The 12,280-nt window shown below is 56.7% G+C and carries 13 protein-coding genes; 7 read left to right on the forward strand and 6 right to left on the reverse strand.

Annotated elements, in window-relative coordinates; genetic code table 11:
- Positions 1-6: 6 nt before the first annotated feature.
- The 6 genes from Q1A32_RS21955 to Q1A32_RS21980 are packed head-to-tail and all read right to left on the reverse strand — an operon-like array spanning position 7 to position 5,916.
- Entirely contained in the window at positions 7-1,281 is a 1,275-nt protein-coding gene (locus Q1A32_RS21955; protein ID WP_299048784.1) for an ABC transporter substrate-binding protein, read from the reverse strand.
- A gap of 42 nt (positions 1,282-1,323) precedes the next feature.
- The gene (pcaF, locus tag Q1A32_RS21960; RefSeq protein WP_299048876.1) at positions 1,324-2,526 is read right to left on the reverse strand and encodes a 3-oxoadipyl-CoA thiolase; all 1,203 of its coding nucleotides are present in this window, start codon (positions 2,524-2,526) and stop codon (positions 1,324-1,326) included.
- Between the two features lie 2 nt (positions 2,527-2,528).
- Complete coding sequence (locus Q1A32_RS21965) at positions 2,529-3,584, reverse strand: maleylacetate reductase (protein ID WP_299048781.1); 1,056 nt, start codon at positions 3,582-3,584, stop codon at positions 2,529-2,531.
- A gap of 7 nt (positions 3,585-3,591) precedes the next feature.
- On the reverse strand, positions 3,592-4,398 hold the full coding sequence (locus Q1A32_RS21970) for a CoA-transferase subunit beta (protein WP_299657957.1): 807 nt from the start codon (positions 4,396-4,398) through the stop codon (positions 3,592-3,594).
- A complete protein-coding gene (locus tag Q1A32_RS21975) occupies positions 4,395-5,258 on the reverse strand; it encodes a CoA transferase subunit A (RefSeq protein WP_299048775.1) in 864 nt (287 codons plus the stop codon). The genes Q1A32_RS21970 and Q1A32_RS21975 overlap by 4 nt, the downstream gene beginning before the upstream one ends.
- Before the next feature lie 7 nt (positions 5,259-5,265).
- Entirely contained in the window at positions 5,266-5,916 is a 651-nt protein-coding gene (locus Q1A32_RS21980) for a malonic semialdehyde reductase (protein ID WP_299048772.1), read from the reverse strand.
- 172 nt (positions 5,917-6,088) lie between these two features.
- Between Q1A32_RS21980 and Q1A32_RS21985 the strand changes: the two genes are divergently transcribed.
- From Q1A32_RS21985 to Q1A32_RS22015, 7 genes are all read left to right on the forward strand, one after another.
- Positions 6,089-7,135: a C4-dicarboxylate TRAP transporter substrate-binding protein gene (locus Q1A32_RS21985; RefSeq protein ID WP_299657958.1), complete on the forward strand. Its 1,047-nt coding sequence runs from the start codon at positions 6,089-6,091 to the stop codon at positions 7,133-7,135.
- A gap of 66 nt (positions 7,136-7,201) precedes the next feature.
- Positions 7,202-9,187 carry a TRAP transporter large permease subunit gene (locus Q1A32_RS21990; protein ID WP_299048767.1) on the forward strand — a complete coding sequence of 662 codons (1,986 nt, stop codon included), beginning with the start codon at positions 7,202-7,204 and terminating at the stop codon, positions 9,185-9,187.
- Between the two features lie 35 nt (positions 9,188-9,222).
- Positions 9,223-9,669, forward strand: a complete 447-nt coding sequence (locus Q1A32_RS21995; RefSeq protein ID WP_299657959.1) for a DMT family transporter — start codon at positions 9,223-9,225, stop codon at positions 9,667-9,669.
- Positions 9,670-9,671: 2 nt separating this feature from the next.
- Positions 9,672-10,484, forward strand: coding sequence for an IclR family transcriptional regulator C-terminal domain-containing protein (locus tag Q1A32_RS22000; protein ID WP_299048761.1), 813 nt, complete (start codon positions 9,672-9,674; stop codon positions 10,482-10,484).
- Positions 10,481-11,347: an intradiol ring-cleavage dioxygenase gene (locus Q1A32_RS22005; RefSeq protein ID WP_299048759.1), complete on the forward strand. Its 867-nt coding sequence runs from the start codon at positions 10,481-10,483 to the stop codon at positions 11,345-11,347. The genes Q1A32_RS22000 and Q1A32_RS22005 overlap by 4 nt, the downstream gene beginning before the upstream one ends.
- 12 nt (positions 11,348-11,359) lie before the next feature.
- Positions 11,360-11,653 (forward strand): YciI family protein, encoded by a 294-nt coding sequence (locus Q1A32_RS22010; RefSeq protein WP_299048757.1) that lies wholly within the window; start codon positions 11,360-11,362, stop codon positions 11,651-11,653.
- Positions 11,650-12,276, forward strand: coding sequence for a glutathione S-transferase family protein (locus Q1A32_RS22015; RefSeq protein ID WP_299048754.1), 627 nt, complete (start codon positions 11,650-11,652; stop codon positions 12,274-12,276). Before Q1A32_RS22010 ends, Q1A32_RS22015 begins: the two co-directional genes overlap by 4 nt.
- Positions 12,277-12,280 lie beyond the last annotated feature (4 nt).

Genomic DNA, 12,280 nt, shown 5'->3' on the forward strand with positions numbered 1-12,280 from the left:
CGTTGGTCAAACGATTGCTTCCATTGTTCCTGCGGTCGGGATGTCGGTATGGTCCGAGTTGTCCACGATCACCAACTCATAGGAGCCATCATTCTGGAGCCGCCACTGTCCACCCACGAGGGGTGTTTTGGCCACATTCTGTGCCGCAAAGGGCGGCAGGCCTGCACCATCGAATGCGATACGCCCGACGACCGATTTCAATTCGGTGGAGGCGATAGCGGAGGCCACTTTGTCGACATTACCGCTATCATCAACTCGAGCCATGACGTCTGAAGCCATCTCGAAGAGAGCATGGACAAATCCAATTGGCTGCGTCCACGGTCGCCCCGTCGCCGCCATGTAGTCCGCGGCAACACCTGCGGCAGTCTGCCCAGTAAGAGATGAATCGAACGGATGGAACGGTGACCACCAAACTTCGGAACTCAGATTGTGGCCTTGATCGCCTAGCGCCTCAACTGCTTGTGGAAACAAGATAGCTTTGCCAATGCTAGCCGCCTTTGGCGTGTAGCCTTGTTGCTTGGCTTGCGTCCAAAATGTGGTGAAGTCCGGTGGGATCGGTACGCCGGTAATGATTTCGCAGTTCGCGGCCTTGAATGCATTGATTTGCGCACTGAAGTCGTCGGTTAGGTTCTGATAGCGGCCGGTATCGGTCAGTTGGTAACCTTGTGCTTCAAGCACCGGCGGAAAGCCTAGATTAGGGTCGCCCCATGCATTGCCATCTCCGTCGTTTGGGAAAATCGCCCCGACGCTTTTGTTCGTCTCAAGTTGATTCCACATCGCGGTAAAGACGCTGATGACGTCCTCTAAACCCCAGAAAAAGTGAAAGCTGAAATCAAAGGGTCGCCATGATCCCGGATCGCCCGGGTTCCCCTGCTGCCCAATGAAATAGGGTTGCCAGGGTGCGAGGGTCGAGATGACGGGTATCTCCTCGGCTTCACAGGTTGTCGCGACGGGATTGGTAGTTTCTGGTGTCGAAGCAACAAGCATCATATCGATCCCGTCATCGATAATCAGCTCACGCGCCACCTCCGCAGCCCTGTTCGGATTGGACTGACTATCTTTGACGATCACTTCAAAATTTGCATCGGCGCCCGACGCCAAGAATGTGTCGATGACGAATTGGTCTGCCTCTGAAAACGCCGCGAGTGGTCCAGATTGAGGGCTGACATAGCCCAGCTTGATTTTCGCGCCCTGTGCCAGAGCCGGGGCTGCCAGTCCGCCAGCGGCCAAAGTTAGGCTTGAAGCCATACCGGACTTGATAATTTTGCGTCGTGTGAACATGATTTCCTCCCAGAATTCATTGTTGGTTGCTTTGGTTCGTTGTCAGACGCCCTCCAGCGCCATGGCGATCCCCTGCCCCACCCCGATGCACATCGTGGCAAGGCCAGTGCCGCCGCCGTTTGCCCTAAGTTCTAGTGCGAGTGTTCCCGCCAAGCGGGCGCCGGACATCCCCAACGGGTGTCCCAGTGCGATGGCACCTCCGTTTGGATTTACGTGACCCGCATCGTCGGAAAGGCCGAGGTTACGGAGCACCGCGAGCGCTTGGCTCGCGAATGCCTCGTTCAGTTCGACGAAGTCAAAGTCAGAAGGTTGCGTCCCAATTTGGTCGCACAGCTTCTTCGTCGCAGGTGCGGGACCAATACCCATCAGTCGCGGCTCCACACCGGCGGTAGCACCACCGACAATGCGGGCAATGGGTGCAAGACCATGAATACTCACGGCCTCTTGTGAGGCCAAAAGCAATGCCGCGGCACCATCGTTGACACCAGAAGCATTTCCAGCGGTTACCGACCCCCCAGTTCGGAACGGTGCCCGCAACCCTGAGAGCGTGTCGAGCGCGGTAGGCCTTGGATGCTCGTCGGTATCGACGATGCGCACATCACCTTTGCCACCTTTGACGCTGACCGGCACGATTTCCTTCGTCAGCCGACCGCTTTTTTGTGCGATTTCGACGCGCTGCTGCGACCTGAACGCAAACGCGTCTTGATCCTCGCGCGAAACGTTAAATGCCTCGGCTACATTCTCAGCTGTTTCCGGCATTGAATCCACGCCGTGCGCCGCCTGCATCTCAGGATTGACGAAACGCCATCCGATCGTCGTGTCGTATACTTCGGCATTGCGCGAAAACCCGGTCATTGCCTTCGGCATGACGAAGGGCGCGCGCGACATACTTTCGACCCCGCCAGCGATGGCTAAATCGTATGCACCCGTCTGTATCGACCGCGCCGCATACATGACGGCATCCAACCCGGACCCACACAGCCGATTGAGCGTGGTTCCTGGCACTGAAACCGGCAGGCCAGCCAGTAACAAAGACATGCGCGCGACGTTCCGGTTGTCGTCGCCAGCTTGATTTGCGCATCCCAGTACGACCTCGCCGATATGCGCAGATTCGATGTGCGGTGCCCGCTCCATCAGTGTTCTGATTGGAATGGCGGCCAAATCGTCGGCGCGGACCGCTGACAGCGCTCCGCCATAGCGACCAATAGGCGTCCGGATATAGTCGCAGATGAAGACGTCCTGCATCATCATCTCTCCGGACGATCGCCGTGCAGCGCGCGCGATAGAATGGATGTGATATCTTCTGCATCAAACGACCGCGGATTCCAGTAAGGGTTCTCCATGACTATGTCGGTTGCGCGGGGCACATCGGCGTCTGCAAATCCGAGCGCCGACAGGGCCAGAGGCGCATCAAGCTCCCTGGCTAGGTCATAAAGCGCCTGCCCCGGTTGTGTTCCACCCAACGCGCGGTTGACCGCAGCCAGCCGCCCATCGGATCCGTTAAAGGCTGCCGCGTGCGGGAGAATGACCGTGTGCGTGGCTGCGTGCGGTAAGTTGAAACTACCGCCAAGCACATGGCAAAGTTTGTGGTGAAGCGCCATGGAGACCTGTCCCAGGCAAGTCCCGCAGGCCCAGGCACCAAAGAATGCGTCACTGCGCGCGGCGAGATCATCTGGGGTCGTCTTCAGGGTTCTGAGGGCTTGACCAAAAGCGGCAATACCACGTTCCGCCAAGACTTCGACAACAGGATTGCGATCCTTTGCATAAAGCGCCTCGACCGCATGGGCCATTGCATTCATCGCTGACGTCACCGTCATCGGCCACGGCAAACTGAGTGTCAAATCCACGTCGTAAATGACCGAAGCGGGAAGAATGCGCGGATCGCGCCGCGTGACTTTCTTGCCATTGGCTGTTTCGCCTAGGATTGGGGTCATTTCCGACCCCGCATAACTTGTCGGGATTGCGATCTGATGCTTTCCAGTTCGCACTGAAAGGGCCTTTCCAAGACCGATTGTCGACCCGCCACCGATTGCCAAAATGCCATCCGCTTTCAGCGACTTCATCACCTCCATCGCGTTCTCGGTAACTTCTGTTGGCGTGTGCATCGCCGCTTTTGAGAATATGCCAGCGACCAATTGTCCTGCCGATTTGGCAACGGTCTCCGCCTGATCTGCCTGTTCGGGTGTCGAGAGAACCAAAAGGCGCTTTAACCCAAGGCGGCCGGCTTCCTCCGGTATTGCGGCGACAGTGCCTGAGCCGAAGATGACACGCGATTTTTGCGGCTCATATGTGAAAGCTTGCATTGGTCTGTCATTCCTTTTTTGCGCTGGCCGAGCGTGCGTGCAGGGCGCGCAGTGTCTCAATTTCGGTTTGTGAAGGTGTTGGCGTTGTCACGACTGTGGGCGCAAACTGCGGGGTCCAGCCGACGCTTGCCGCCACATCATCACGCGCGACGCCGGGATGCAGGGACATCACGGTGAACTCAGCGTGCGCAGCCTCAAACGCCGGATCGATGACATTTCGCCCCACAAGGTCGCGCATTTCCCAGATCGCAAGATCGGTGACCAACTTAGTCGGCCCCTGCGTGTGCACACCATAGGCGGCACGGCTTTCGCCCGGCTTGCCCTGTCCAAGGCTGGTCAGAAAGTCGATCTTGTCGACGAAGGTACGCTTGGATTGCTCCGCAATGATAAAGACCTGTTTGGCCTGCGTTGCGATTTCGGGGGCGCCACCGCCGCCGGGAAGGCGGACCTTGGGCGCGTCATAGCTCCCAATCACGGTTGTGTTCAGATTGCCCCGTCGGTCCAGTTGCGCTGCACCCAGAAACCCGATGGATATACGGCCACCCTGCAGCCAATAGTGAAACATTTCCGGGACAGAGACTGTTGTTAGCGCCGTATCGTGCAATTCACCATCGCCAATTGACAGCGGCAATCGGTCAGGTCGTGTAGCTATCGTTCCCGACTCGTAGATCAACGTGATGTCGGGCGCATGGGTCAGGCGCGCGAGATTACAGGCTGCGGAAGGCGCGCCTATGCCAACAAAACAAACATCGTTGTTAGTCAAAAGCCGTGCGGCGGCGATCGTCATGTATTCTTTTGGTGAGACGCCCGTCATGTCGTGGCCCCTGCGGTCAGGTGCGACGTGTTTTTCGCTACAGGCGTCTGCAGTACATTGGCGTCGATCCAAGCCGTGAAACGGTCACGGTCCGCCGAGATATTGCTCCATTCGAGGTAAAAATCATTGTCGCGGGGGTAGAACCCCGTGGCATAGCTAGGCGTGGCACCGCCGGGCACATGACAAACGGCGGCAATACTCCAGTTTGGAAGGACGCATGCGTTGCTGGAAAGCTCAGAATACTCCCGCAGATCGTCGACCACCTCTTCGACGGTGACGATTGCAGTCTTGGCCGCAAGGACCGCTTCTTTCTGAACACCGACGATACCGTCGATCATGACATTTCCTGCGCGGTCAGCGCGTTGGGCATGAATAATGGTGACGTCCGGTCGGAGTGACGGGACACAAGCCAAGCGTTCGTTTGTGAACGGACACATCACAAAGCAGATGTTGGAGTTGACGGTCACAAGATCAGTGCCACGATAACCGCGAAAGGTTGCACTCGGCATGTTTGACGCCCCCGCATGGTAGGCGTTTGCCATCGCGGCGTGGCTATGTTCCTCTAGCGCGAGCGTGTTTGGCCAGCCATTCTCGACAGCGTCGCGAACCCTGTGCAGAAGACCCGCACCAGGATTGCCCGCATATGAAAACACGAGCTTTTTGGCCGCGCCTACGCCGACGAGCTGGTCGTAAATAATGTCTGGCGTCATCCTGATCAGGGTCAGTTCACGAATGCCCTGACGAATGATCTCGTGCCCGGCCTCGAAGGGGATCAGATGTGTGAACCCTTCGAGCGCAACGGACATGCTATCCTTCACGTGCGTTTGGATGGCTTCGGCAAGTGGTACGAGCTTTGGCATGGGATTTTCAGATGATCTTGGCGACGTCGTCAAACGGCAAGCGGGGCAGCCGTCGGAACAGCTTTTCTTCGTCCCCGTAACCAAGATTGCACAAAAAATTGGTCTTCCAAGTCGTGCCCGACAAGAAAGCCTCGTCGACGGCGGCGGGGTTAAAGCCGGACATCGGCCCAGTATCCAGACCCAGTGCGCGGGCAGCGATCAGGAAATACGCCCCCTGCATGGACCCGTTGCGAAAGGCGTTTCCAGCCGCCATCTCCGGGTTCCCGGCGAACATGTCGCGCGCGTTGGGGTTGGGTGGAAACACTGCGGGAAGCTGTTCATAGAATTCGGTGTCGAAGGCAATGATCGCAGTGACCGGCGCGGACATCATCTTCGCTTGGTTAGGTTCCATCAGCGCAGGACGCAGTTTTTCTTTCGCGTCAGCACTTCGAACAAAGACGAAGCGCCCCGGCTGTTGGTTCATGCTCGTCGGACCCCATTTTGCGAGGTCGTAGAGCTCTTTTAGAGTGTCATCGCTCACATCGCGGTCTTGAAATCCATAATGCGTTCTACCGTCCCGTAACAGCAGGTCCAGCGTGGCCGGATCCGCCGTCAAAATGCGCTCTCTCAGGTCGCGTACATCGTTGCGCGCCTGCGCGTCCAGCTTATCGGTATCCATTTGTCTTTCCTCACTTTTGTTCGATAATCGAACATTTTAATCTGCCGAACTTTTGGGCAGGTTCAGCAGTTTTGCTATTTTTGTAGTAATCGTTCTTGACGGACGATTCTTTTTTTGTCAACATCATTACATAAACAAATAATCGTTCGTATATCGAACAAGGGAGGAAACAATGTTACTTAAAACCGCTTTGGCGGCGACCATCGCCGTGTCTGCTCAAACTGCGTTCGCAGAGACATTCAATCTGACAATGGGATCCAGCCATCCAACGGTCGTTCCTTGGGTCGGCGTGCTGTCTGAACACGTTGTCGGGCAGACGAACGCACGGCTCGAAGCAATGGGATCAGAAGATCGTGTCGAGTGGACCGAAAGCTACGGCGGCGCATTATTCGGGTTTCAAGACACGCTCGAGGCAGTTGAAGATGGCCTTGTAGATGCAGGTTGGGTCGGTGCGGGTCTGTGGGAAGAATCCAAGATGCCGCTGCAAACGATTACCTACTACGCACCCTTCGTCACTGATGACCAACCGACTTTGATGGCGATCATGAATGATCTCAACGAAAACACCCCAGCTATGGCGCAGTCTTGGGAGGATCGCGGCCAGGTTTTTCTTGGCGCATCAGGCGTTGAAACATACCACTTGCTGACGACCTTTCCCGTAGACTCTCTGGCTGACCTCGAAGGCCGCAAGATCCTGGCACCGGGGCCATCGGGGAATTGGATGTCGGCCATCGGTGCCGTCCCAGTCAACGGTGCTTTGCCTACATATTACAACTCGCTTCAGACTGGGGTTGCCGACGGAGTAATCTCCATCATCACAGGGACCTACCCCAACAAGATTCACGAGGTCGCGCCCTATGTGACGCTCGTCGGTGTTGGTGCTCAATATACCGGGGGCCTTTCGTTCAACCGGGATTCCTGGGATGGCCTGTCGGAAGATGTGCAGAGTGTTTTGCGCGAACTTGGAGCTGAGTACGCGATCCTGCACGCCGAACAGGTTCAGGGACGCTACGACCAGTTCCTTCAGGCAATGCGTGATGATCCGGACGTGACCGTTTCGGAGATGTCCGCCGAGGACCGCCAACAATGGATCAGAAGCCTGCCGGACTTGGCAGGCGACTGGGCTGCACGTCACTCCGCAGGCCCGGAAGTGCTGGCAGCCTATATGGCGGCCGTTCGCGCCGCCGGAGTCGAGCCAGGCCGCAACTGGGACCAGTAGCGCGGCCTTCCTCGGCCCCGCAGTAACTCCCTGCTGCGGGGCCAAAACGGCTCGAAAGGAAATCACATGTCGCGCACACCCACTCTGCTACATCGCCAATCTGATCCAACAAACCCGATAGCTCTTGAAAAGCCGAAATGGTTCGGGTCGCTGCATCTCGGGTTCTCCTACATCGCCGCGATGCTGGCGGCTGGCGCGACCCTATGGATTTTTGTCATAATGTTAATGATATGCGCGGATGTAATCGGGCTAAAGGTGTTCTCACGCCCGCTTTACGGCGTCGTCGAATTGACCGGCGCCTCGATCGTTGCCGTTGTATTTGCCCAGCTACCTCATACGCTGTTCGAAAAACGCATGACGCGGGCCGATTTTCTAATCTCGACGCTGGAAATCAAGACGCCGCACCTGGGGTTGGCGCTGAACCTGATATTCTGTCTTTGCGGTCTGGGCATCTTCGCTGCTCTCGCATGGATGCTGATAGATCCCACCCGTTCGGCCCTACTTGAAGGTGAGTTCATCGGAACCCAAGGCATCTTTACGATGCAGGTGTGGCCGATCAAGGCGATCATCCTTCTGGGCGTCACCATGACCGCACTTGAGTTCGGGTTTCAGTCCATTCGTCTGGCGCACGCAATCCTTGCGGAGAAGGCCGTGAAGGCCGCAATTGTTCCGTTCGGACTGGTCTTGCTGATTTGCATCGCGGTCTGGGTGGCTCCTGATATCGGGCGCATCGGGATCGGCGTGATCGGTGTCGTGGCCATGGTGCTCATGATCCTTCTAGGCATACACATCCCGGTAGCCATGATGCTGGTGGCCTTGGTCGGCGTCTGGTTGATCCGCGAAAATCCAACCCTTGCCCTAAAAACCATCAGATCTGCGGCAACAGGCACGATCAATAAATTCGATTTTGGCGTGGTTCCTCTGTTTGTATTGATGGGGCTGCTCGTTGACGCTTCGGATTTGGGCAAGGACGCCTACCGCGTTGCCGCGTCACTATTGCGACGCCTTTACGGCGGTCTGGCCATCGCAACTGTGGCCGCAAACACTGTTTTCGCGGCGATCACCGGCATTTCCATTGCCTCTGCCGCCGTCTTTACCCGCGTAGCAGTTCCTCAAATGACCGCGCATCACTATTCGTCGGGCTTCGCTGCCGGGACTGTCGCTGGATCATCCGTCCTCGGCATGCTGATACCGCCCAGTCTGCTATTGATTATCTATGGCTTCGTGACCGAAACGAGCGTCGGAAGTCTGTTCATCGCAGCCACTTTGCCGGGGCTGTTGCTCGCTATCTCATTTTGTCTGTTCATCTATCTCGCAGCGCGATTTGCGCCGGAGAAAGTTGGCTGCCCGGACATCGCAGAAGACATCGCACCCGTATCGGGCGGCGAGGTAATTCGTGCCCTGGCCCCCATCTTCTTTCTGGTTTTTGTGGTGCTCGGCGGGATTTACGGTGGCGTTTTCACACCGACACAGGCGGGCGCAGTCGGTGCTGCGACAACACTGATCGTCGCTGTCGCCCGCCGCTCACTTACATGGACAAAACTATGGCTCGTAATGAAAGAAACCGGCGTGATTTCGGTCACAATCCTACTTTTGATCATCGCAGCAGCCGCTTTCACAAAAATGCTCGTGATGTCCGGCATCCCCAACGCAATCGTCTCGGTCTTTCTTGAGCAAGGCATTTCGTTCTGGGGTTTCATGCTTGGCTATTTCGCAGTGATCATTCTGCTGGGCATGTTCCTCGACTCCACCTCGATCATCCTGATCGTCGTGCCTCTCGTGGTCGGCATCGTGCCCGAGATCACACAAGGCATCGTCGCCAGCGATCCGCTGATATGGTTTGGCATCGTCACTATCATCGCGGTCGAAATCGGGCTGCTGACGCCCCCCTTCGGCATCACCGTCTACGTCGTCAAAGCGACGCTCGCGACGGATGACGTAACGCTGACGGCGATATTCAGGGGCGCATTTCCATACGTGCTGATCATGGCGGTCGTGATGCTGATCCTGACGGCCTTTCCGATGATCTCGCTCTTTTGGCTGATGCCATGATTGCCTCAACTCTCCAAAGAAAGAAGCCTGCCCTGATGCTTTTGTTTGGCATTGCTGTTGCCCTGACGTGTGGCGTCCTGATTGGCGTACAACCTGCAATCAACGCCGAAGTCAGCCGTCGTCTTGCGTCCCCTTTCGCCGCTGTTCTGTTTTCGTTGCTGGTAAGCACAGCGATCGTTCTGCCGTTCGCCTTTCTGCAGGATCGGGCGCCAATCGGGCCAGCGATTGCCTCAGCCCCCTGGTGGGTCTGGCTAGGCGGGCTTGCAGGAGCGGCTTTTGTGACTGCGGGCATAACCATTGCACCAATCATGGGCATCGCGCTCTTTCTAATGATCGTCGTCACCGGCCAGCTCGCCGCTGCATCGTTTGCGGATCACTTTGCGCTGTTCGGCACGCCTAAGCGGCCAATGACACTCAGCAGATGTCTGGGTGTGGGTCTGGCACTTGTCGGCGTGCTGACATTCCGGTTCGGCAGGTTCTAGAAATGGGTCTGCACGTTGTCTCACCCGAACGAAGTGTAACTCTTATCAAGGGGTTGTCTGTGTTAGGATTCGTCGCTTCAAGACCTTTTGGGTGTACGATTGCGGAGACGGCCAAAGATGTTGAAATCAGTAGAGCTGCCGCCCGCCGGCTTCTGCTCACCTTTTGCGACATGGACATCTTGCGCCAAGACCAAAAGTGGTTCTTGCCGACACCAAAGCTTGCTGAACTTGCCATAAGCCCAATTGTGACTGAACCCTTCTGGGAAGCGTTGCGTCCGCCCATGAAGCATGTGTCTGAAAAGACGGGCGAAGCCTGCTCAATGTCGACCCTCTATGGTCAGGATATCGTCTACGTCGCGCGCGCGCCAAGCCGCCGTGTGCTTTCCGTCCACCTCGAAGTCGGCAGTCGGCTGCCTGCTGTCCATACCTCGATGGGTCGCGTTCTTCTGTCCAACCTCGTACCGGAGAGGCTGACCGCGTTGATCAACCAGACCGAGCTCCCGCGCAGGACACGTTTTTCATTATCAGACAGGCAAGTTCTATTGGAAACGCTCTGCGGCGTCGCGTCAAATGGCTATGCGATCGTTGATCAAGAGCTTGAAGAAGATCTGATCTCTGTCGCGGTTCCCGTCTTCGCACCGACGGGCGCAACGCTTGCCGCCCTCAATTTCAGTTCGACCCCAACTCGATACCCGTCCAAGCGGCTCCGCGACACCATCGTGCCGATGCTTGAAGCCGCTTCGAAGCAGATCACTGACGTGCTCCGGACGAACCAAGACATCAATTCTCACGCAATCAAGGAGATCAAAAAATGACCAGAAATTTCACCGAAGAGAACGCAACGGCCGAAGTCCTCAGCCGCTACGCAGACTGCCCCGACCCGCGCCTCAAGGAAGTTTCCGAAGCAATTGTGCGCCACCTGCACGCCCTTATCCGCGAGGTTGAGCCAACGACCGCGGAATGGATGCAAGCGCTCGAGTTCCTCACCGAGGTCGGACAAAAATGCGACGACGTCCGCCAGGAGTTTATTCTGCTTTCAGATGTCTTCGGGGTCTCGACACTGGTTGACGCTATCAACAACCGAAAACCCGCAGAGGCGACTGAGTCCACCGTATTGGGCCCCTTTCACATGGTCGAAAGCCCTGCGTACCCGAATGGCGAAAACGTGGCACGCCATGGCAGCGGCGCGCCTTTGGTTGTGACCGGAACGGTGACCGATCTGGATGGAAAGCCCTTACGGCAAGCGAAAGTCGACATTTGGCAGGCCAATGAGGACGGGTTCTACGACGTGCAGAAACCCGGTGAGTTACCCGATCTGAACCTGCGCGGTCTGTTCACGACAGAGGAGGATGGTTCGTTCTGGTTCCGGTCGGTTTTACCCAGCTACTATCCGATCCCAACAGACGGACCCGTCGGGAAAATGGTGCTGGCGTCCGGTCGACACCCTAACCGCCCGGCACACATTCATTTCATTGGGATGGCCGAAGGGCATGAGCCAATCACGAGCCACCTCTTTGTTGAAAACGATCCATACATCGAATCCGACGTCGTCTTTGGTGTGAAGGAAAGCCTCGTGCGGGAATTCGATCTGGTGGATGACCCCGTGCGCGCGGCAGAATATGGCGTGGCCAATCCGTTCTACCATGTCCACAACACCATTTCCCTCGTCAAAAATTGAGGGGCACTGGACATGTTCTATATCGCAAAGGCTCAAGACCGGTCGGGAACCGGCGCCAAAAGGGCCGAGTTTCATCCGAAGCACGCCGCACATCTGGACCGCGCCATCGACAACCCGCGCGTCGTCGTGAGCGGCCCGCTTCTTGATCAGGGCGACGCGCCTGAGGGGTCGTTCTTTATCTTTGAAGCAACGTCGCTCAAAGTTGTTCAAGATTTCTTGGGTCAGGATCCTTTCGCCCAAGAAGGTATCTGGGCGTCGCACGAAGCGCAGGCATTCGATTGGCGGCGCGGAAAGCCTGCCCCATGATCCGTCTTTGGGGCAGAAGCACCTCGACCAATGTTCAGAAAGTCCTTTGGTTTACCGAAGAGCTTAAGCTGGACATAGAACACCGCGAAGTTGGTGGGCCATTCGGTGGGCTCGATACGCCAGAGTTTGCCCGACTGAACCCAAACCGTACGGTGCCTGTGCTCGAATACGATGGATGCGTCATTTGGGAGTCTCATGCAATCCTGCGCTTTCTTGCCAACAAAAACGGAGCAGAAAGCTACTACCCTGGGAACGCAAATGAACGCTCCTATGATGACCGCTGGCTCGATTGGCACTCAAACGTGTTCTGGCCACCGATCAGAACGTTGTTTCTCGATGGATGGCGCGACAAGGTGTTCGCTCTCAATTCACCGGAGGCATCGAAGCTGTTTGCGCGGGTCGCAGCGAATGTGGACCTCCTTGAAACGTGCCGCGTTGGCGAAGCCGAAAGCTCAGGCGATGCTCGTCTGAGCGACCTCCCGCTTGTGATCGGGTTGAACCGGCTTCTTACCGTAAATCCCGAATTCACACTTCCACCCCATGTCGCAGACTGGTTCGCGCGGCTGACGTCACGACCGGGATTTTCTGTCGTTCGTGATGCAGAACGAAACCTAAGGATCTGAAAAA

This window comes from uncultured Tateyamaria sp. (assembly GCF_947503415.1).
GTDB lineage: Bacteria > Pseudomonadota > Alphaproteobacteria > Rhodobacterales > Rhodobacteraceae > Tateyamaria.

What these genes read in the sequence shown, in the direction of transcription:
- Q1A32_RS21980 (WP_299048772.1), bottom strand. Translation starts at nt 5,916, where the DNA reads ATGGATACCGATAAGCTGGACGCGCAGGCGCGCAACGATGTACGCGAC.
- Q1A32_RS21970 (WP_299657957.1), bottom strand. Translation starts at nt 4,398, where the DNA reads ATGACGGGCGTCTCACCAAAAGAATACATGACGATCGCCGCCGCACGG.
- Q1A32_RS22010 (WP_299048757.1), top strand. Translation starts at nt 11,360, where the DNA reads ATGTTCTATATCGCAAAGGCTCAAGACCGGTCGGGAACCGGCGCCAAA.
- Q1A32_RS21955 (WP_299048784.1), bottom strand. Translation starts at nt 1,281, where the DNA reads ATGTTCACACGACGCAAAATTATCAAGTCCGGTATGGCTTCAAGCCTA.
- Q1A32_RS22000 (WP_299048761.1), top strand. Translation starts at nt 9,672, where the DNA reads ATGGGTCTGCACGTTGTCTCACCCGAACGAAGTGTAACTCTTATCAAG.
- Q1A32_RS21995 (WP_299657959.1), top strand. Translation starts at nt 9,223, where the DNA reads ATGCTTTTGTTTGGCATTGCTGTTGCCCTGACGTGTGGCGTCCTGATT.
- Q1A32_RS21990 (WP_299048767.1), top strand. Translation starts at nt 7,202, where the DNA reads ATGTCGCGCACACCCACTCTGCTACATCGCCAATCTGATCCAACAAAC.
- Q1A32_RS21965 (WP_299048781.1), bottom strand. Translation starts at nt 3,584, where the DNA reads ATGCAAGCTTTCACATATGAGCCGCAAAAATCGCGTGTCATCTTCGGC.
- Q1A32_RS21985 (WP_299657958.1), top strand. Translation starts at nt 6,089, where the DNA reads ATGTTACTTAAAACCGCTTTGGCGGCGACCATCGCCGTGTCTGCTCAA.
- Q1A32_RS21975 (WP_299048775.1), bottom strand. Translation starts at nt 5,258, where the DNA reads ATGCCAAAGCTCGTACCACTTGCCGAAGCCATCCAAACGCACGTGAAG.
- pcaF (WP_299048876.1), bottom strand. Translation starts at nt 2,526, where the DNA reads ATGCAGGACGTCTTCATCTGCGACTATATCCGGACGCCTATTGGTCGC.
- Q1A32_RS22005 (WP_299048759.1), top strand. Translation starts at nt 10,481, where the DNA reads ATGACCAGAAATTTCACCGAAGAGAACGCAACGGCCGAAGTCCTCAGC.
- Q1A32_RS22015 (WP_299048754.1), top strand. Translation starts at nt 11,650, where the DNA reads ATGATCCGTCTTTGGGGCAGAAGCACCTCGACCAATGTTCAGAAAGTC.